General features: G+C 61.5%; 16 protein-coding genes and 2 pseudogenes. 4 read left to right on the forward strand and 14 right to left on the reverse strand.

Annotated elements, in window-relative coordinates:
• Window positions 1–90 precede the first annotated feature (90 nt).
• The 11 genes and pseudogenes from AC07YR_RS13480 to AC07YR_RS13530 form a co-directional block, all read right to left on the reverse strand.
• Window positions 91–1,088 (reverse strand): annotated as a pseudogene (locus AC07YR_RS13480) (aldo/keto reductase family protein).
• 101 nt (window positions 1,089–1,189) lie between these two features.
• Window positions 1,190–2,125 (reverse strand): carbohydrate kinase family protein, encoded by a 936-nt coding sequence (locus AC07YR_RS13485; RefSeq protein ID WP_436057427.1) that lies wholly within the window; start codon window positions 2,123–2,125, stop codon window positions 1,190–1,192.
• A gap of 75 nt (window positions 2,126–2,200) precedes the next feature.
• A complete protein-coding gene (locus AC07YR_RS13490) occupies window positions 2,201–3,709 on the reverse strand; it encodes a glycoside hydrolase family 32 protein (protein ID WP_494734264.1) in 1,509 nt (502 codons plus the stop codon).
• Between the two features lie 124 nt (window positions 3,710–3,833).
• On the reverse strand, window positions 3,834–5,441 hold the full coding sequence (locus tag AC07YR_RS13495; RefSeq protein WP_494734265.1) for an ABC transporter substrate-binding protein: 1,608 nt from the start codon (window positions 5,439–5,441) through the stop codon (window positions 3,834–3,836).
• A gap of 68 nt (window positions 5,442–5,509) precedes the next feature.
• Window positions 5,510–6,472 (reverse strand): carbohydrate ABC transporter permease, encoded by a 963-nt coding sequence (locus AC07YR_RS13500; protein ID WP_436057424.1) that lies wholly within the window; start codon window positions 6,470–6,472, stop codon window positions 5,510–5,512.
• A gap of 7 nt (window positions 6,473–6,479) precedes the next feature.
• Window positions 6,480–7,289, reverse strand: coding sequence for an ABC transporter permease (locus AC07YR_RS13505; RefSeq protein WP_436057423.1), 810 nt, complete (start codon window positions 7,287–7,289; stop codon window positions 6,480–6,482).
• A gap of 161 nt (window positions 7,290–7,450) precedes the next feature.
• Window positions 7,451–8,494 (reverse strand): LacI family DNA-binding transcriptional regulator, encoded by a 1,044-nt coding sequence (locus AC07YR_RS13510; RefSeq protein WP_436057422.1) that lies wholly within the window; start codon window positions 8,492–8,494, stop codon window positions 7,451–7,453.
• 472 nt (window positions 8,495–8,966) lie between these two features.
• Window positions 8,967–9,395, reverse strand: coding sequence for a hypothetical protein (locus AC07YR_RS13515; RefSeq protein WP_494734266.1), 429 nt, complete (start codon window positions 9,393–9,395; stop codon window positions 8,967–8,969).
• The gene (locus AC07YR_RS13520; RefSeq protein WP_494734267.1) at window positions 9,361–11,337 is read right to left on the reverse strand and encodes an APC family permease; all 1,977 of its coding nucleotides are present in this window, start codon (window positions 11,335–11,337) and stop codon (window positions 9,361–9,363) included. The genes AC07YR_RS13515 and AC07YR_RS13520 overlap by 35 nt, the downstream gene beginning before the upstream one ends.
• 169 nt (window positions 11,338–11,506) lie before the next feature.
• Entirely contained in the window at window positions 11,507–12,184 is a 678-nt protein-coding gene (locus AC07YR_RS13525) for a response regulator (RefSeq protein WP_494734268.1), read from the reverse strand.
• Window positions 12,181–14,754, reverse strand: a complete 2,574-nt coding sequence (locus AC07YR_RS13530; RefSeq protein WP_494734269.1) for a DUF4118 domain-containing protein — start codon at window positions 14,752–14,754, stop codon at window positions 12,181–12,183. The genes AC07YR_RS13525 and AC07YR_RS13530 overlap by 4 nt, the downstream gene beginning before the upstream one ends.
• A 36-nt stretch (window positions 14,755–14,790) precedes the next feature.
• Between AC07YR_RS13530 and AC07YR_RS13535 the strand changes: the two genes are divergently transcribed.
• Window positions 14,791–15,084: a hypothetical protein gene (locus tag AC07YR_RS13535; protein WP_494734270.1), complete on the forward strand. Its 294-nt coding sequence runs from the start codon at window positions 14,791–14,793 to the stop codon at window positions 15,082–15,084.
• Window positions 15,085–15,648: 564 nt separating this feature from the next.
• Here AC07YR_RS13535 and AC07YR_RS13540 read toward each other — a convergent pair.
• The 3 genes and pseudogenes from AC07YR_RS13540 to AC07YR_RS13550 form a co-directional block, all read right to left on the reverse strand.
• Window positions 15,649–16,158, reverse strand: coding sequence for a hypothetical protein (locus AC07YR_RS13540; RefSeq protein WP_494734271.1), 510 nt, complete (start codon window positions 16,156–16,158; stop codon window positions 15,649–15,651).
• Entirely contained in the window at window positions 16,155–16,325 is a 171-nt protein-coding gene (locus tag AC07YR_RS13545; RefSeq protein WP_494734272.1) for a hypothetical protein, read from the reverse strand. The genes AC07YR_RS13540 and AC07YR_RS13545 overlap by 4 nt, the downstream gene beginning before the upstream one ends.
• A 715-nt stretch (window positions 16,326–17,040) precedes the next feature.
• Window positions 17,041–17,235 (reverse strand): annotated as a pseudogene (locus AC07YR_RS13550) (class II fructose-bisphosphate aldolase); the annotation flags it as partial.
• 265 nt (window positions 17,236–17,500) lie between these two features.
• On the opposite strand from AC07YR_RS13550, the gene AC07YR_RS13555 reads away from it, so the two are divergent.
• From AC07YR_RS13555 to AC07YR_RS13565, 3 genes are read left to right on the forward strand one after another with little or no spacing between them, the layout of a single operon-like run.
• Window positions 17,501–18,796: an ABC transporter substrate-binding protein gene (locus AC07YR_RS13555; RefSeq protein WP_494734273.1), complete on the forward strand. Its 1,296-nt coding sequence runs from the start codon at window positions 17,501–17,503 to the stop codon at window positions 18,794–18,796.
• A gap of 56 nt (window positions 18,797–18,852) precedes the next feature.
• Window positions 18,853–19,785: a carbohydrate ABC transporter permease gene (locus AC07YR_RS13560; RefSeq protein WP_436057414.1), complete on the forward strand. Its 933-nt coding sequence runs from the start codon at window positions 18,853–18,855 to the stop codon at window positions 19,783–19,785.
• Window positions 19,782–20,642, forward strand: coding sequence for a carbohydrate ABC transporter permease (locus AC07YR_RS13565; protein WP_436057413.1), 861 nt, complete (start codon window positions 19,782–19,784; stop codon window positions 20,640–20,642). Before AC07YR_RS13560 ends, AC07YR_RS13565 begins: the two co-directional genes overlap by 4 nt.
• Window positions 20,643–20,659: the final 17 nt, after the last annotated feature.

Below are 20,659 nucleotides of genomic sequence, written 5' to 3' on the forward strand. Positions count from 1 at the left end.
ACATTGCAGCGCGGGGCGGCGAGGCTTCGGTGGACGGTCGCTTTTCGAGGATTCCGTGAAGCGATGTCCTTTTAGCTCCGGCATTCCCTTTCACGGGCGGGTTTTGAAGGACTCCACCTTGGCGGGGTCTCGTTCGATGACCGGGTCCAGGATGTCATCGACCCGCGTCAGAAGGGCCGGGTCAAGTTTTACCCCGGCTGCGGTGGCGGTGTCGATGAGCTGCTCCGGGCGGGAGGCTCCGACGATGGCCGCAGAGACATTGGGGTTTTGAAGTACCCAGGCGACAGCCAGTGCGGGCATGGACAGCCCGGCCTCGGCAGCGAGCGGTTTGAGTTGCTGGACGCGGGTGAGGATGTTGTCGGTCAGGTAGCGGTTGTCTGACTTAAGTTTGCCGCCCTCGTCTGTGAAGCGGGATGCTGCCGGGGCTGGCCGGCCGGGGGCGTACTTTCCGGTGAGGACGCCTTGAGCCATGGGTGACCAGCAAATCTGTCCCAGTCCCAGCTCTTCGCAGGTGGGGACGATTTCTTGTTCGATGACCCGCCAGAGCAGGGAGTACTGGGGCTGGTTGGAGATCAGGTGAAATCCTAGTTCCCGGGCGAGGGCGGCGCCCGAGCGGATTTCTTCTACGGTCCATTCGGAGACTCCGATATAGAGGGCTTTGCCGTGACGGATGACGTCGGCGAAGGCTTGCATGGTTTCTTCAAGGGTGTCTCGTAGTCGTAGCGGTGGGCCTGGTAGAGGTCCACGTAGTCGGTCTGCAGCCGCTTCAGGGAGGCATTGACGGATTCCATGATGTGCTTGCGGGACAGCCCGCGGTCATTCCGGCCCTCGCCGGTGGGGAAATAGACCTTGGTGAAGATCTCGACGCTTTCACGCCGCACACCGGTGAGCGCTTCACCGAGCGTGCGCTCCGCGCGGGTGCCGGCGTAGGTGTCCGCGGTGTCGAAGGTGGTAATGCCGAGGTCCAGGGCCTGCTGGACGCAGGCCGTGGCCGTGTCCTGGTCGATCTGTTCACCGTGGGTGACCCAGTTTCCGTAGGCCAGTTCGCTGATGTACATGCCGGAAGAACCAAGTTTGCGGTATTCCATGCTCGTAGTGCCTTTCGGAGTCAGGTGTTGCCTGCGGCTGCCGGCCCGGTGGCGGCGAGGGAGGATTTTGAGATGTCAAAAGTTGGGTCTTGCGGCGCCGGTTAAGATGCTGGCTGCAAATGGGCCCGGAGTTCCTGCAGGGTCGGCGGATTTGCGCCCGGGCGCCCCACTGTGATGGCCGCGGCCATGGATGCTGTGCGCCCCAGCTGCTCCAGAACAGCCGGTGCGAGGCCGTCAGTCCCCCGGGTGAGGAGCCCCAGGATGAGGGCAGCCATGTATGAGTCCCCCGCGCCGATAGTGTCAGCTACGACGGCTTCTACGGACGGGATGTGCAGCCGTGTCGCAGCCGTGGCGAGCAATGAACCTTGCGAGCCTTTGGTGATGACAGACAGACCGGCGCCCAGGCCCAGGAGATGCGTGGCGGTGTCATCCAAGGTCTTCCGGGGGTAGAGCCATTGGGCGTCCTCATCGCTGAGTTTGACGACGTCCGTGAGCTGCACCAGGTCTTCGAAGATGGATTTCGCCTCGGAGTGGCTGCCGAGCAGGGCGGGCCTGATGTTGGGGTCATACGTGATCGTGCAGACGTGGCGGCACTGCTGCAGGAGTGATTTGACCGCGGCCGCGCCCGGTGCCAGAAACGTGGCGATCGAACCGGTGTGAAGCACCTTTGGGACGTGGGCGGGAGCGACTGGTTCGAGGGCCCAGGAAATGTCGAAGTCGTAACTGGCGGATCCGTCACTGGCGAGTGTGGCGGTCGCTGTCGCCGTTCGGTCCAGGGAATTTGAGCCGGGAAGGAGCGTTACGCCCGCACTGCGCAGGTGCCGCTCGATGGCGGCACCGCGCTGGTCTTCGCCAAGGGCAGTCAGCAACCCGGTGTTGACGCCGAGCCGGCCCAGTCCGTATGCGACGTTGGCCGGTGACCCGCCCGGGTATTCGGTCGTCCCCTCCGGTGAGGTGACGACGTCGACGAGCGCCTCGCCGACAACAACGACGTCCAGGAGTTGCCGGGACGGTCCGGCGGACTCGAGATAATGCATGTCATGTCTTTCTTCAGGTGGGGTGTTGAGCGTCGACGGGGCGCGCCGGCCGCTTCGAACGGAAGCTCGTGCCAGCTATGCGTATTGAGTGATACTCAGGCTGTTGAGTGTTGCCGTGCCCCCGATGGCGTAGAGCGAGACCTCGGTGCTGGCGGCTGCGGGAAAGATCAGTTCGGTAAGGGTGACCTGGCCTCCCTGGGCGAAAACCTCCACGGAGCAGTGGTCCACATAGACGGTGAGCTCGTAGGATCCGCCGCTCGTCCGGATCGGGGCGGTGTCAAGGGAAGCGAAGGATTCATGGAAATCTATTTGCCCGGATTCTCTTCTGTCGACGATGATGAGCCCTTCCGTGGGCCGGATGCCGATACGGGTTCCCTGTGTTCGGTCGCCGCGGACGACTAGCCCGAATTCGTGGGCTGTTCCCGGGGTGAAAGCGAGGTCGATGCGTTGGACACTGCCGGCTGCGCCGTCCAGGACGTGATGACCTTCGGATATTTCGACTGCCGCGAGGCCGAACGACGGCGTAGCGTCAGGGGACGGGGAAAGATCTCCCGCGGCCTGCTGTACCAGACACCAGCTCCGGTCCATGCTCGCCAGGGACACTTCACGGACCAGGGACATGGGACTGCGCCATGGCGAGGTGGGGATTTGGTTGGCGTATTCCCAGTTGTTCATCCACGCGATCATGAGGCGGCGGTCGTCGGGAGCGTCGCTGAAGGAAACGGCGGCGTAGTAGTCGCGGCCCCAGTCGAGCCACTGGTATTCCCCCAGCCTGTCCGGATCCTGCAGACCTTCCGTGACCGTGGTGCTTGAGGTGAACGTTGTCCCGTCGAAGTCCCCGACGAAGTACTGCCCGGCCGAACCGCTGTTGGGGCCGCCGGGGTTGAGGTTTACCGTGAGTACCCATTTGAGATTTTCCGGGTTGCCGTCGACGGGCAGCGGGAAGAGGTCCGGGCATTCCCAGACGCCGCCGGTCGCGTTTGCCGGGCCGAAGGCACTCAGCAGCTGCCAGTTCTTGAGGTCGTGGGATTTGTAGAGGACCACCTGGAACTCCGTGGCTTCCACGGCGACCATGACCCAGTAGCTGCCGGCGTCGGCGTCGTAGCGGAAGACCTTGGGGTCGCGGAACTCAGCAGATCCCCGGTTCAAAACGGGGTTTCCGGAGTGCTTGGTCCAGGTGTAGCCCCCGTCCAGGCTGTAGGCCAGGGACTGGGCCTGCACGCCATGAAGTTCCGATGCCGGTTTGTAGGCGCTGGTGTAGACGGCGACGAGCGGCGGAGCCGAGTCGGTGCCGAATCCGCTGGTGTTGTCCCGGTCGAACACGACGCTGCCGGAGAAGATGTCTTCTTCCTCGTCGCAGGCGATGGCGACAGGGTGTTCGGTCCAGGTCAGCAGATCTGTTGAGGTGGCGTGCCCCCAGGACATGTTTCCCCAGACGTTGTCCAGGGGGTTGTTCTGGTAGTAGAGGTGGAAGACGCCCTCATGATGAATCAGGCCGTTGGGGTCATTGAGCCAGGTGTTCCGGGCGGCGTAGTGCAGGGCCGGCCGGTACGTGTCGGCTGTCGTGGCAGTAGCGGCAGTCATGAAGAACGGTTCTCGTTTCTGTGCAGGTCTGGCGGGCCCCCGTTTGCAAGGGTTCCCTCAGGTGGGGCGGGGGGGGGGGGGGGGGGGGGGGGGCCGGTAGGCCGGCCCGCCCGTCTTGTTGGGGTTAGGAGTTCTTCTTGTAGCGGTCGTAGGCCTGCTGGTAGACCTCGATCATTTTCTCGACGCCGACGTTCTTGAGCTGGGTGACGTAGCCGTCCCATTCCTGCTCGATGCCGCCGGAGACGATCCATTTGGCGATGTTCTGCTTCACCAGGGATGCGGTGTCCGTCTCGATGCTGGTGATCTGCTGGAGTTCCTCGGTAGACAGTGCCACCGGGGGGTAGCCGTCGTTGCCGGCGAAGGGCTTGTAATTTTCCTCGACGGTTTTCTGGCGTTCCGCGGCGCGCGGTTCGGGGGCGACGACGGTTGTAAAGTTCTCGGCGGTGTTGGCCTTCGGCCCGCCCGGGGCGACCTTCTGGCGGCGTTCGCCTTCGCTGGTCCCGGCCGGCGCCGGGATCTGGGTCAGCAGGCCGCTGGCGTCTTTCTGGAGGGTTTCACCGATCGGCCCCCAGTTGGCCTGGGCTGACTGGATGGGGTCGTAGAGGTTGTCGGCCCAGCGCACGGTTGCTGCCGGGTACTTGTTGGCCCGGGTGATGGCGAATGCGCCGCGGGCGATTTCCTGGTTGTTGGACTGGCTGGCGATCCGCTTGCCGTCCACACCTTCCAGGACTGAGACGAGGGAGTAGTTTCCGGCACGGTCCGCGCCGACCATTTCGGGGACTTCCCACCAGACGAACGAGCCGAGGTTTTCCGTGGCCGCTTTGCCCTTGGCCAGGTACGCCTTGTCATCCTGGGAGAAGGATTCCGGGTCGATCAGGCCCTCCTGGTACCACTCGTGCAGGGTCTGGATGGCTTTTTTGTAGCCGTCCTGCGTGGGGGTAAAGATGACTTTGTCGTCCTGGACGATCCGGTGGTCCATGTTGTCCGGCACTCCGCCGAGGGCGGCGATCAGGTCAACGATGTCCCCGCACCATGAACCGGGCATGAAGCTCAACGGGATTGTCTTGCCGGTCCCGGACGCGTCCTGTGTTTTGAACGCGAGCAGGGCGTCATGGAACTCATCGATGGTCTTCGGCATCGGGATGTTGAGCTTTTTCAGCCAGGAGGTGTTGATTGCCAGCTCGTTGGGAAACTGGACCAGGCCAAGCTCTTCCACCGAAGGCAGGGAGTAGATATGCCCGTCCGAGGAGGTGATGGCTGCCTTGATGTCGGGGCGTTCCGAGAGCAGCTTGGAGAGGTTGGGTGCGTTCTTCTCGATGAGTCCCTCGAGCGGGATGAGGGTGCCGCTGGCGGAGTATGTGGCGATCTCGGCGTCGGTGAGGCCGGTGTTGAAGAAAGCGTCCGGCAGGTCTCCGCTGGCGAGGATGAGGTTTTTCTTTTCCTGGAAGACCGTCTCGGGCAGGTTTTCCCAGTCGACGTGGATGTTGGTGGCCTTTTCCCATTCCTTGACCACGGTCATGGTGTTGTAGTCCGGCGCCAGCGCCGCTTTCGTGCCGGAGAACTTGAGGGTGAGTTGCTTGCTGACGATCGGTAAGCCGGTTTCCTGGAAACCGAAGTCGGCGGAGGCGTCCTTGATCTCGGTGGTGCCTGAGCCGCCGCCGGAGCAGGCGGTGAACGTCAATGTTCCGGCCAGGATGGCGCCGAGGGCGGTGTATTTGCGGCTGATTGCCATGGTCTTCCTATTCTGAGGTGGGTTTGCTGGCGTCCGAGGGCGGACGCCCGGGAGGTATTGGGGAGGAGTTATTTGACGGCGCCGATCATGGCGCCCTTGGTGAAGTGCTTCTGCATGAATGGCAGGGCAATCATGAGTGGCAGGCTCGAGACGACGATCATGGCGTACTTGGTGAGCTCTGCGATGCGTTGCGCGGCAGCATAGGATTCGATGTCCCCGCCGGTGGTTCCGGTGGAGGAGACATCTGACTGGATGAGGATGTTGCGCAGCACGAGCTGCAGCGGGTATTTGGAGTCATCGTTCAGGAAGATCAGTGCGTCGAAGAACGAGTTCCAGTGCGCCACGACGTGGACCATGATCATGAGCATGATCAGTGGCTTGGACAGGGGAAGCACCATCTGGAAGAAGAACTTGAAGTCAGTGGCCCCGTCCATCTGCGCAGCTTCGCGCAGTTCGTTCGGGATGGTGTGTTCAAAGAAGGACCTGGCGATGATCAGGTTCCACACGCCCACGGCGCCCGGCAGTACCACCGCCCAGACTGTGTCCAGCATGCCCAGGTCCCGGACGACCAGGTATTTGGTGATGAGGCCGCCGTCGAAGAACATGGTGATCACGAAAAGGAGCATCAGGATCTTGCGTCCGGGCATGTCCTTACGGGACAGCGCGTACGCTCCGCACAGGATGGTGCTGACGCTGATGGCGGTGCCGAGGACGGTGTAGACGACGGTGTTGCCCAAGCCGTTCCAGATCCGGCTGTCGGCGAAGATCCGCTCGTAGCCTTCAGTGGTTACCCCGGAGGGGAACAGCCAGACCTTGCCCTCGTAGACAGCGTTGGGGTCGCTGATGGAGGCAATGACGATGAAGTACAGCGGGTAAACCACAGCCAGGATGGACAGCAGCAGGACGGTAGTGGCGGCGATGTTGAAGACGCGGTCACCGTACTTGTCCCGGAGCGTCGGCTTGGGGCGCGGGTGGCGGCCGCGGTTCACGGTCGGGTTGTCGATAGTGCGGGGGTTGGTTGTCAGAGACATTTCGGCATCACCACAGGGTCGCTTGGTTGGCCCGGCGCGCAATCGTGTTGAAGACGAGCAGCAGCGCCAGATTGAGGAGGGAGTTGAACAGGCCGATGGCGGCCGAGTAGCTGAACTGCGCCTGCTGCAGGCCCGCGTGGTAGACGTAGGTCTGGATGATCTCCGAGGTCGAGAGGTTCAAAGGCGTCTGCATCAGCAGCGCCTTCTCGAAACCGACGTTCAGCAGGTTGCCGATAGCCAGGATGAACAGGATCGTCACGACGGGCATGATGCCCGGCAGGTCGATGTGCCGGATGCGCTGGAGCTTGGAGGCGCCGTCGACCTTGGCCGCGTCATGGAGCGCCGGGTCAATGGCCGCCAGGGCTGCCAGGTACACGATCATGGAGAATCCGGCGTTTTGCCAGACATCCGAGATCACGTAGATGGGGCGGAACCACTCCGCGGAGCCCATGAAGAAGATCGGCTCGCCGCCGGCCAGCTGAATTGCGTTGTTGACGAGCCCGGATCGGGGGGACAGGACCACGAACATGATGCCGACCACCACGACGGTGGAAATGAAAGCGGGCGAATAGAGCACGGTCTGGGTGAACTTCTTGAACCTCTCACTCTGGAGCTGGTTGACCAGCAACGCCAGAATGATGGGGACCGGAAAAGCCAGCAAAAGGCCGAGGACCGCTATCCAGAGTGTGTTTCCGACGACCTGGCCGAACTGGTAGGAGTTTACGAACCTGATGAAGTGCGTCAGGCCCACCCAGGGGCTGTCGGTGAACCCGTCTACGGGGTTGTAGTTCTTGAACGCGATCTGTACGCCATACATTGGCCAGTACTTGAAGACCAGTATGTAGATGATGGAGGGGGTTAGTAATACGTATAACTGCCAGGCCCGGGAAATTCTCTTCAGGCGGAGCGAAAGAGAAATTTTTTGTAGCGGCAACGGCGCCGCCGACGGACGCCCGCGTCGGGCCGGTATGGTGCGGCTCATGGCATCTCCTTAGGATGAGTCACTGAATTCCGTTCAATCAGAGGGCAGTCCATCAGCTCGACCCGGCCATCGGGTTCCGCGTCCTGGAGGATCAGTTCAACCGCACGCCGGCCCATGGCGACGAACGGCAATTCAAGGGTGGTAAGACCGGGTCGCAGGTGGGGCGCCAGGATGGCCTGGTTATCGAATCCGACTATCGAGACGTCGCCGGGGATCGAGAGGCGCAGGTCCGAGATGGCCTGGTAGGCCCCCCAAGCGGTCCGGTCGTTCGCGCAGAATATGGCTGTCGGTGGCTTCGGGGCAGTCATTAGCTCCATGGCGTACCGGTAACCGTCTTCCTCTCCTCCTCCGCCGAAACGGACCAGAGCGGGATCGACGTCCAGACCTGCCTCCTCGAGGGCTGCGGCGTAGCCCTCGTAACGGCCGACAGCAGCAGGCAGCCCGCTCTCCAAGGTCTCGATGTTGATCAGCCCTATCCGGCGGTGCCCTGCGTCAAGCAGCCGGCGCGTGGCGGCATAACCGCCCTTGACTTCGTCGGGGGCGACGCTCGGGAGGCGGCGGGCCCGGTCCTGGGAGTTCAGTACCACCGACCGCACGCCCGCCAGGGCTTCCGGAACGTCAAGCCGCCTGTGATACATAGCGCCGTAGACAATTCCTGCGACCTTGTAGGAGAGCATGGTGTCCAGGGACGCGGCTTCAAGGTCTTTGTCTCCGCCGGTGTTCATTGTCAGCAGGAGGAGCCCGTCCTCCCAGGCCCGTTCCTGCGCTCCCTCGATGATGGCCCCGGCAAAAGGGGAGGTCGCAACGGAGTCGCCAATGAATCCGATCATGCCGGCCACGCCGTCGCGAAGAACTTTGGCATGGGCGTTGGTGCGGTAGCCGAGCCGATCCACAGCGTCACGAACCCGCTTACGGGTCTCCTCGGAAAAGCGCGACCCGGACGCCGAATTCAGAACCAGGGACACCGTGGCCTGCGAGACGCCGGCAGCGGCGGCGACATCATGCATCGTCGGTCCCGACTTTGGCCGTGATCCAGCCATGGGCACCTCCTTGGGCCAATCGATTTTCTGGTAGTTATTCGTATAACTTGAGATGAACTGTATCGTTCATCACATCGATCGTCAACATAGGGAACAAACCACTCAGGGCGGACCGACGGGCAACCAAACACCACTGCCTGATTTGCAGGCAGAATACACATCCGCGGTTGCGGAAAGTGGCTGGTGCGCGCCACTGAGCGGCCCAAAGCAGTACCATGACGTCATACTGGAGGCTGTCGCTTCGGCCGCCGTCGACTCCTTCTTCCAGGGGTCCGACGGCATGATTCCACGCTACTCTGAAGAAAGGTCTCGTGTCGGCTCAGGAATTGGCTCTGAATCTCCAAGAAGTCAGTTTTGAGGATCCGCGTGCTGCCCGATTACGGGATCTGCTGAGCAAGGAACTCCTGGATGTCGTGGAAAACTGTTGTATTACGAGACCCCAGGTGTGTCTGTTTCTTGCCACCGATTCTCGTCAACGTGGCAACTGGCCTGCCCCGATCTGTGCGGCAACTTTTTCCGCTTCCTCATAGCTGGTTGGCATGTTGTCCCGGAAGGCCGCATCGGCCTCTGCACGGCTGACGTTGGCAGCGAGCACTCGAACGTGAATTAATTCCTCGTGGGATTCGCTGCATGCCAAGACGTCTCCGCCGTGGCGGGAGGTGTGGGCGTCATCGGTCGGAAATGGGTGGAAAATGATCCACCAGGTCCCGCCAGACTTGTCCTTGAAGAGGTAGTCGCCCGGTGGCCGGTAGGCGATGCCGTCCACGCCGCGGCCACCGTAGCCTTCGACGCTCTCGGCAGCTGCGGCGAACCTCAGCCCGGATGGTCGGCGCTCCCCCAATCCGCCCTCACGCCAACGCTCGTCGTTAGCCAACATGGACCCAGGGGCGTTGGGTGACATCGGGTACTGCTTCCCGGAGCACTTCTCTCGTAACGGGAGCGATTTCGCCTTCGCCAAGGAACAGGAACCGCAGGAGGTTGGTGACCGGGTTCCCTTCCGTCCAACGGAAGTAGATGTGTGGCATGAGCCCGGTGGCATCGCGGATGTGGAGTAGCACCGAAGCGATGGTGTTCGGGACGACGGGCCCGTGCACTTCCAGAATCCGGTAGCCGTGCCGGATCACTCCGTGCACCTGCAGTTCCGTTTCGAAGTCCGAGGAGTCATCGACGATCACTTCAAGGAACAGGGCTTCGTTTTCCAAGGGCAGGTGGCTGACCTCAATGGCAGAGGTGAGCTTCTCCCGGTAGGCGTCGGCGCTGAGCCGGAGTGGTTCGTGGGCGATGATCGCGATAGGCCCTTCGAGGGTGTCGGACATGAATTCCAGGGCCTGCCGGTCCAGGTGGACGTGGGTTGCGTGCAGTTCGAAGGAACGGCGGACGCGGGAGAGCAGGGAGATCACGATGATGCCCAGGATGAAGATCCCGGCGATCCTGATGCCTTCGGGGCGTTCAAAGATGTTGGCGATGGTGGTGTAGGTGAAAACCACCGAGATGGCGCCGAAGCCGATGGTGCGTTTGCGCTGGTTGCGGCGGCGGGCCGATAGGGTCACGGCGATTGCTGCTGAGGTCATCAGGACCAGGACGCCGGTGGCGTATGCGCCCCCTTGGGCGTCGACGTCGGCCTCGAAGAGGTAAGTGATGAGGAAACCGATCAGGGTGAACACCAGTACCAGGGGGCGGACGGCTTTGGCCCATTCCGGTGCCATGCCGTATCGGGGCAGGTAGCGCGGGACCAGGTTCAGTAGTCCAGCCATCGCTGAGGCGCCGGCGAACCACAGGATGGCGATGGTGCTGATGTCGTAGATGCTGCCGAATCCGACGCCGAGGTATTCGTGTGCCAGGAAGGCCAGGGCACGGCCGTTGGCCTGTCCGCCGGGCTGGAATGCCTGCTCGGGTATCAGGACGACTGTGATGAAGCTGGTGGTGACCAGGAAGCAGCTCATTATCACGGCAGCGGTGGTCAGCATACGGCGGGTGCCACGGATACGGCCCGCAGGGTTTTCCTCGGTGTCGGTTTCGTCACCGCTGACCTGCGGCATGACGGCTACTCCTGTTTCGAAGCCGGACAGGCCGAGGGCAAGTTTAGGAAAGACGAGCAGGGCGATTCCCACGACCATAAACGGGTCCCCGTGCGAGGTCCATAGGATCGTCCACCAATTACCCATGGCAACCGGGTGGTTGAACACCTCTATGAGGGTAGCGGCGACAACTACGGCGTTGAGGCCCAGGTAGAGGACGACGAGCGTGACGGCAACCCCGATGGCTTCCTTGAAGCCGCGTAGGAAGACCGCCGCCAGCAGTGCCAACAGGACGAGGGTGACCAGGATGTTCTGGCCCTGCAGCCATCCGGGGGCGACGGGGTTCTGAATTAGGTGTGCGCTGGCGTCCGCGGCAGAAAGAGTCATGGTGATCATGAAGTCGGTTGCAGCGAATCCGAGCAGTATCAGGACGAAGAGTTTGCCGCCCCAGCGGGGAAGGAGCCGTTCAAGCATGGCGATGGAACCTTCGCCGCGGTGGCTTTCCCCCGCGACTCGGCGGTAGACCGGCAGTGCGCCGAGCAGGGTGACGGCGACGAGGACCATTGTTGCCAGCGGTGAAATCACGCCTGCGGCCAAGGCAGCGATGGCCGGCTGGTAGCCCAGAGTGGAGAAGTAGTCGACGCCGGTCAGGCACATGACCTGCCACCAGGGGTGCTTCTTCTCGTGGGCAGTGGTGATGCCGCCAGGACCAAGGTGGGTGCCCTTGCTGTCCTGGAGTCCGAACAGCAACCAGTTCTTCAGGGCCTGCTTGCCGGCGGGTTTGAGGGCCGATGGATCAGCCGGGGGCCTGCTCAACGTGGTCATGGATTCCTTTCCGCGCGGCGCACCGCACCGCACCGCCGATAATGCCGAAGCTAACACCGGCGAAGAGCACCGAATCGCAGAAAGTGGATTTATTGACGAATCATTTACACCGCCGTCGTAACCTTTGCCCGGAGCGGCCGGGCGGCGATCCGGGTATCTTGCAGCGGCGTTATAGTTCGAAGCGGTAGCCCATCCCGGCTTCGGTGAGCAGGTGACTGGGCCGAGCTGGCTGGGCTTCGAGTTTTCGCCGCAGCTGTCCCATGTAGACACGCAGATAGTGGGTCTCACCCTCGTAACCAGGGCCCCAGACCTTGGCCAGCATTTGTTGCTGGGTGATGAGCCGTCCGGGGTTACGAACCAGCAGCTCCAGGATGGCCCACTCCCTCGGGGTGAGCCGTACTGTTACTCCGTCGCGGATCACCTTGCGGTTTGCGAGGTCCACTGCGAAGTCCCCGACGTCAACGGTCCGTTCCTGCGCGTCAGATGTGCCCAGGCGGCGTTCGGCGACCCGCAACCGTGCGAGGAGTTCGTCCAGCCCAAAGGGTTTGGTGACATAGTCGTCCGCTCCGGCGTCGAGGGCCCGGACTTTGTCCACGGACCCGTGCCGGGCCGAGAGGACAATGATCGGTGTGGTGCTGGAACGGCGGATCCTGGTTATGACGTCCACTCCGTTGATATCCGGCAAACCCAGGTCCAGGACGATCAGATCCGGGTGGTTTCTTTCGGCGTGCAGGAGCGCCGTTGTCCCGTCCAGCGCAGTGAGTACCTGGTAGCCCTCAAGCTGGAGGTTCACCTGCAACGCGCGCAGGAGTTGGGCCTCATCATCCACGACAAGTACAGTCCTCATGGCGTGCCGCTTCCCTTGCCATGCGGTTCGGTGCGGGTGAGCTGAGGGCCGGTGGAAAGGGGCAGCCGGATCACGACCGTCAGCCCCCCTCCCGGCGTCGCCTCCGCCGTCAGCTGTCCGCCCATCCCTTCGGTGAACCCCTTGGCAACGGCAAGTCCCAGTCCTATACCGAGTCCTTCCGGCGCGTCATCCAGCCGTTGGAACGGCTCAAACATGGCGACCACGTCCTCTGCAGGCACACCCTGGCCATGGTCCACAATCCGTAGTTCGCCGCAAGGGCGACCATTGATGGTGGAGGCCCCCGATCCGGTGGATGGGCCGACGATGACGATATCGGAACCGGCTGCATATTTCAGGGCGTTCTCGACGATGTTGGCGATGACGCGTTCCAGCATGCCAAGGTCTGCGTCGATGGGGGGCATGTTGGGGGCCAGGTCGACGCGTATATTTCGTTGAGGGAGCCCTCGCAGGGCGTCTTCGATGGCGTCGCGCCAGGTCACCGGGGATGTGAGCGGAGCAGCGGATCCGCTCGATATTCGGGACATGTCCAAGAGATTGCCGATCAGGGAATCAAGGCGGTCGGTGTAGGAATCAATGGTGTCCAGCATTTCATTCTGAATCTCTTCCGGAAGCCGTCTTTTTTGGCGCTGCAGCGAGGTGACCGCAAGCTTGATACCTGCCAACGGTGTCCGGAGGTCATGGCTGACGGCGCGCAGGATGGATGTCCGGATACTATTGCCCTCAGCCATCCGCGTGGTGTCTTTCAGCCTGAGCTGAAGTGCATGTCGCTCCCGAAGCAGGAGCAGGTGGGCCGCGTGCGCTGTCAGCAGTCGCCGGTCCCCGCCGGTGAGGGTTTTGCCGGAGACCGCTAGGGCTGTCTGCTGATCCGCCAGTGCATAAGCGCCGTTGCCGGGTTCCTCCGCGCCCGGTGGCGCAGGCGGGACCTCTCCTGCATTTGCCTGCAGTTCCCACTCGCTGCCAGTGTCCTCCCTGGTGAATAGCCCCGCCGAGCCGGCATGGAAGGTCTCACGGACTTTGTCCAGAAACGCCGCTATGGTGTCATCTTCGATGAGTGCGTCCCTGGCCAAATCCGCCAGGGTTGCCGCCTCAGCCCGGGCTCGGGCAGCCTCTTGCGTTCGCTTCGCCGAAAGTCCTACCAGCAGGGCCACCGTGATGGCCGCGCCCAGGAATACCAGGAGCGCGAAGAGATTCTGCGGGTCATTGATGCGCAATGTTCCGACCGGGTCGGTCTCGAAGTAATTGAGCAGCAATGAATCGAGGAGCGCTGCCAGCACGGCCGGCCAGAGACCTCCGATAAACGCCACCGCCATTACTCCGGTGAGGTGCACCAGAACATGGGTGGCCAAGTTCAGTTCCGGAGTCAATGACAGAACGGATGTGGCGAGGGCCGGGATGAGCACCGCAAGGATAAAACCGGCTGTTGTCCTGGCACTGCCCAGCCCCCACGGGTTTGCCCTCGGCAGTCCGCCAGCGGCTGAAGGGTGGGAAACCATGTGGACGTCAATGTCTCCGGAACCCCGAACTACTTTGGATGGGACGTCCCTGCCAAGCAGACGGTTGGGAAACCGGCTCCGAGAGATCCCAATGACGAGCTGGGTTGCGTTGACACTGCGGGCAAACTCCAACAAAGCCGCTGCTTCGTCCTCGCCGGAGATGGTGTGGAAGCTGCCACCGAGGCCTGTCACGAGTTGGCGCTGCTCTGCCAGGGCTGACAGCGATTCCTTGGGCCGGCCGGCCGAAGGGCGGACATGAACGGCCAGAAAGTCACCGCCATTGACCCTCGAAAGAATCCTCGATGCGCGCCGGATGATCGCATCGTCCCCAGGATTTCCCGCGACACCGACGACGATGCGTTCCCTGGCCGGCCAGTTCTCTGTGATGCCATGGCTGGCCCGGTATTTCGCGAGCCCCTCATCCACCCTGTCCGCGAGCCAGATCAGTGCCATCTCGCGGAACGCGATGAGGTTGCCAAGCCGGAATTCATTAGCCAGGGCGGCGTCAACCGCGCCTCGGGGATAAATGTTCCCATCCGCGATCCGCTGACGCAGTAGTTCCGGAGAAATATCCACGAGCTCGATGTGGTCTGCCCCGCGAACGATCTCATCGGGCACCGTTTCCTTTTGCGTCACCTGAGTGATGCCGGATACGACGTCTTCCAGAGATGCCAGGTTCTGGATACTGATGGTGGAGAGCACATCAATGCCCGCGCTGAGCAGCTCCTCGATGTCCTGCCACCGGTAACGATTCCTGCATCCGGAAGCATTAGCGTGGGCAAACTCATCAACGACAGCAACCTCGGGATGCCGGGCCAACACGGCGTCGACGTCCATCTCCGGCCGGTCAGAACCATTGTGTTCCTCCGACATCGGGGCCACCGTCTCAAGGTACCTCAGCAGCTCCCGTGTCTGCACCCGGCCATGGTCCAAAGCGATGCCCACAGCAACATCCCTGCCGCTGGTCACCATCTGGTGGGCCTCCTGCAACATCGCAAAAGTCACGCCCGCCCCTGGCGCCGCACCCAGAAATATGCGAAGAGTTCCCCTGGCCATGTCCACAGTCTGTCAGCTCGCATCAGGTCCAGCGCCATGATTCTTCCAACATGGTCCGACTACGCACATGGCGGCCGCCAGTTACCGGTGCCAGAACGCTATTCCATCCGGCTGCCCGACGACGTGCTGGCGAGGGCTGTGAAAGACCTGCTGGGAGCGAAACTGGTCGCGTACATCGGGGCCGTGAAGGAAGCCCGGGCCGTCCGGCAATGGGCGGACGGGGAACGGAAACCCTCCGCCGACGTGATGCGCCTGCTCCGCGCAGGCAAGCTGGACGACGCCTGCCCGCAGGTCCTGGCCGCCGCACACGCGCTCGCGGCCGCAGGCTGACCGCGTGGTTTCTGCACAACTGACTGCGGCCAGGGCCGCCGGCAAGGTCTGGCAAGTCGGCTTCCACCCGGAACCGTGGCCCTGGAGCGGCCGGAAATGGATCGGCTGAATAACGGACACGCCGATCACGTCCACCGCCTGACCAGAGCACCCCCTCGACGGTAAGCAGCATCGGCAGGAAAGAGAGCCAGGTGTCTGGCAACGACTACCTTAACCGTCGGCGTCCCCTCGGCTTCCGTCCGAGCTCGGCGGAGCCCAGCGATGTCACTGCACCGCCGATCGGGCCGCCGGCGCCGTAGACCAAGGCCGTTCGGCCACGTAACAGGCCGGTTGGCTCTGCACCCTTTTCCAGCAGCAATGCGGTCCTCCTGCCGGAGTGGTCAATTCCTCCACTATCTTCTCGTCGGCGGCAGGTGGCAAGGGCACGGCTCCGTTCGAGCCCTGAAAATGGCGCTCACCACGGCGACAAACTTCGGCCTCGTCGTAGGTGCCGCCGTGAGCGCTGGCGCGGCTGTGGCCGCCGTCCTGGTCTTCTATAAGGCCTGCAGTCTCCGCCGGATCACTCTAATCCCCGCGGTCGAGAAGGCCCGCTTCCTTTCGAAGTTGGACCGAATTCGGGAAGTATTCCAGCGTCATCGGGATGCGGTTGTCGGGGTGGGCCAGAAACCATTCGTAGGCGTGGTCGTCGGCAGCCCGCCAACAGGGCTTCGGCAGGCCAGTGAGCTTCCGGGCCCTCCGTCCCTGCCACTCTTCTTTGACATTGAAGTAGCCCTGGAGGACGCCGAGGCCGAAGAGGGCGCCGAAGAACAGCATGACCAGCGTCAGGAGCGGCATCTTGAACAGGACCAGGACTCCGAAGATCAGGCACGCCAGGGTTGCCGGGAGAAAAATGAAGACAGCTGCCAGAAGGCTGAAGTAGAAGGACCGGATCAGTTTATGATCCCCGCCGCCTGAACTGGCCCCGATGCCCCATTCCTCTTTGGTGTAGGCGTACACGGTTTTACCCGTCATCGGATACCCGTAGTAGTAGGGGCGGTTCACTATCAGCCGGAAGTGCTCTTCGTCCGTGGTCACGGTATTGATCCTATCTGCCTGTCATTGGTGAGTTTCCTGGTCCGCCAGCCCAGCTGCCGGCCGATTCCCAGGCCTTCCTTGGGGACCTCGTACGGCCACCGGCTGCCGGTCAGTGCCGCCCGGTACTGCTTGCCGGCCAGGGAAACTCTCCCAGCCCAAGACTTCATGTGGCCGGCGATTGAGTTGATCCGCAACTAAGGCAAGGTGTTCGGCAGTGTGGACGCCCAAGTCTGTTCCTTTCGGGGACCATTCCAAGGCGTCGTTGACTCCAGAACGAGGACTGGTCCTTGGAAATCCACGAGAGGGTCGAAGCCAGCCCGGAACAGCCGGTTGTTTTCTTCCAGGAACGCGGCTTCGAAGAATTTTTCGGGTCGGGCCCGCGGGAAACCAGAGCACGTTCTCCAGCTAGTCACGTCTCATGTCGACCAGGGCGTGTCTGGTACCGTTGCGGTCCACCCAGTACTCGGCCTGCCGGAAAGTGCCGAGCAGTATCGGCACTGCGTTGTCGTTCATTCGGGGGCGCCTCATCCTTCGCTAGGGTGAGGTCTATGTGTGCGGCGGCGCCGGATGGGTTCACCGGTCATAGCCAGAGCACATGCCCGCTTCGTCCTCTCCCGTCAGCACAGTCCCAGCGCGGCCGACCTTAACCCCTTTCGTGGAACTCTCCATAGGCAACAAACAGCCAGTAGGACGCACGTAACTACAGGGATTTCCTAGATTCGCACCCCGACTCGGGAAGCCGGCACGCCCTCGTCAAGGCATGCCCACGCATCCGATACGTATCCTCGCCGAAGATGTAAGAGACTAAGCTGTGGGCCCAGACCCGGCTACTTCCAGCTGAAAACCCGAATACCGGTTCGCCTGCGGCATCTTAGCTGCCGCCTAGAAGGTCCTGCCCACGGAACCAAGCTGCTGAGCTGCGTCAACGATCCGGCCAGCGAGCCCGGCCTCCGCCACGGCGCCCCAGACGCGGGGGCCGTAGGTCTTCTTGTTGCCAACTTCGCCCTCGACCTTGAGGACGCCATCATAGTTGCGGAACATGTGGTCCACCACGCAACGCGTGTAGGCGCACTGGGTGTGGCAAGAAACGGATAGAGCCCGATCGCAGCAGACCACAGACAAAATATTCGAGACGATCGAGAACTCCGGACCCCCAAGTTCCGCACTAAAAGAATCCTTGACAGGGCCTCCCTGCAGCCCTATGTTTATTGCAACCGATCTCAGCAACCGATCTCACTGCTCGTCAATGCAACCGATCTCAAAGGAGAGACTCGATGATCAACTCGCTCATCCCCGGACCTTCGGTAGCCCCACATTCAGCAGGCGTCGTTTTGAATACGGCATGCTCCCGCATCAGCAACCCAGTACACAGGAGAGATTCATGATAAAGAAGCGATGGGGCTTGGCACTCGTCACAGCAGTCGTAGCCAGCCTTGCTCTCAGCGGCTGCTCCCCCTCAACTCCGGAATCTGGGGGGCCGGTGACGCTCAATTACTGGGACTTCCTCGATCCCAGCCAGGCTAATCCGCGCTCAAAAGCCCTGAAGGAAAATATCGCCAATTTCGAGGCGGCAAATCCGGACATCAAGATCAACCTCTCCGTTGTTTCATTGGGCGACATGCTGAACAGGCTGCCGCAGTCAGCAGCGGCCGGTCAGGCGCCGGATGTATTTAAGATGTTCACCCCGCTCGTCCCCCAAATGGCAGGCGCCGGCGTCTACTCGCCGCTGCCTGATGCTTCGTCCAAAGTCAAGGACTGGCTTCGCCCCACCGACACTCTTGCCGGTCCTGACGGCAAGCAGGTCGCAGTGCCTTATGAATACCGGACCTGCGCCCTCTACTACAACCAAAAGATTCTTTCTCAGATCGGTGCGGCCACTCCAACCAGCTACGAGGAAGTCGTCGACGTTGCACGAAAAGCTGCCGCAGCTGGGTTCACCGGGTTCGGAACCGGGTTCTCGGACACCGATAACTCAGCCATCATCAGCACTTTCTTCAACTGCTTCATGACGCAGGTTGATCAGGAAATATGGACTGGGGACGGACAAGCAGATTTTGCGACAAAGAAGGGCGAGGAGTTTGGCAACTTCCTCACCAAGCTCCGGGACGCAAAGGCTCTGGGTAGCAATGTCGTTTCCGATACGTACGGCACCGTAGCAGACGGCATGGCCAGCGGCACTGTCGCAATGGCAGTCCTCGGCACGGAACGGGCCGTTTCCTTCGGCTCGCAGAACCCGGACCTCAAGTGGACCTCCCTGCCAAAGGCATCCACTGGCGACACCACCGGCACCACCATCGGGTGGACTTTGGGAATAGGCTCGGGAAGCAAGCACACAGAGGCGGCCTGGAAATTCATCGAGTACATGACCGGTCCCGAAGCCGGGGCAAAGATGGCCACCGGCGGTGAGGTCCCCACACGCGCTGCCACTTATGAGCAGCCATTCTTCTCCACGCCCGAAGCGAAAACGGTGAACGACATCGCCGCCTACGTCAAGAGCAACAGCAAACCCCGCACGTACTCCAATAGCTGGACCTCGCTGGCCACCGGGCTCTCCCAATCCGGACAGAAACTGACCCTCAACGGTACATCGGGCAGCGAATTTATCCGTTCCGCCCAGGATGCGGCCAACAAGAAATAGCCCCCAACGTCCGTCGGGAGCCTGACGAATCAGGCTCCCCTCGGAAGGGAGAGATAATGTCAACAAACAGCCCGACCCGCACTTCATCTCAGACGGCCACCCCGCCCACAGGCATCCAGGCTTCCCGCCGGGCTCGTAAGGACCGCATGGTCTGGTTGTACGTCGTCCCCGTCACTGCCGTGTTCCTCTTTGTCTTTGTTGGACCACTCATCTACACGGCATGGACGGCGCTTCATGAGACTTCGTATTACCAGATCGGAAAATTCTCCGGTCTTAACTCTTTTACCAAGCTGTTCTCAGACTCCGATCTTCCCGGTCGCATCTGGACAACCCTTGTATTTTCGCTCGGGGCGCTGGTCATTGCATTGCCCGCGGGGCTCTTGTCTGCGATTGTGCTGAACAACCTGCACCGATTCAAGCGCTCCGTCCGCAGCCTCTTCCTGTTGCCGTGGCTCATGTCCCAGGCCACAGCAGGAACAATCTGGCTGTGGTTTCTCAACCCCAATTACGGTCCGGCCTCAGCTATCACTAAATCCCTTGGGTTCGGTCCTACTGATGTCTTCTCGTCCCCGAACAGTGCGCTCGTTGCCGTGACTCTGATGACGGCATGGTGGTCCTACCCGCAAGCCATGCTTCTCTTTCTCGGCGCCCTTCAAACCATTCCAGGGGAATTGTACGAAAGCCTCAAAGTGGACGGCGGGGGGATCCGGCATGCATTTGTGAACATCACGTTGCCTCACCTGCGCAACACCATCGTCTCCGTCGTGATCGTTCTACTCATGCTCTATGTACAGATGGTCACCATCATCCTGGTGACGACACGAGGCGGTCCCATCGGATCGACCGAGACGCTGTCAATGCGGGTCTACAACCAGATGTTCGACAAGTTCGATCTCTCCGGGGCATCAGCAACGGCCATCCTCCTTTTTGCCGTAAACATTGTCCTCACTCTTGTCGCGATTCGCTTCCGACGGAAGGAAAGCCTGTGAGCACCACAACTTCACGTCGCCAAGGCCGCGTCGGCGCGGCCCTTCGGGCGGTTCCGGCCTGGGCATACGTCACCCTCTCAGCTGCGATCGTTCTACCGCCTGTCGCATGGATCGTATCCACCTCGCTGAAAACGGCCTCGGATACCCTTGAATTCCCGCCGAGATGGATTCCGGACCCGATCTCATTCGAGGGCTATGCAGGCCTGCTGACTTCAACGAACATCCGGTTTTTTGTAAACTCCCTTATCTACGCTGGCGGATCTATCGCCCTCGCGTTGGCGATTTCCATTCCTGCAGCATATGTTGCCACCAGGTACCGAAGCCGCCGCATGGAAACTCTTATGACCGGGATCCTGGTGCTATCGATGGTTCCGGCAATCGTGGTCTTTATCGCGCTGTACTCCATGTTCGTCAAAACCGCCTTAATCAACACGTACCCGATGCTGATCGTCGTCTACACGGCCATCATTTGTGGACAGACCATCCTGTTTCTGCGCAACTTCATCGAGAACATACCCGTCGAGATTGAGGAAGCGGCCGCAATCGATGGCTGCTCCCGGATACAGATCCTGTGGCGCATCATTCTCCCGCTCATCCGTCCCGGCATCGCTGCCGTAGCTATCTTCATCTTCGTATTCGTTTGGAATGACTTCCTTGTAGGCACCGTCCTCGCCACCACAGAAGACATGAAGACCGTCCAGAACGGCATCGTGCGGTATATCACCACTGGCTTCGGTAGCTTCTGGGGACTCTTCGCTGCATTCATCGTCGTTGCTTTCATCCCCGTTCTCTCAATCTTCCTGGCCTTCCAGCGCTGGTTTGTTGCCGGCATGACATCCGGTGGTGTCAAGGGATAACTGAAGCAAGAGTTCTG

This window comes from Arthrobacter sp. GW460-12-1-14-TSB2, from assembly GCF_059423525.1.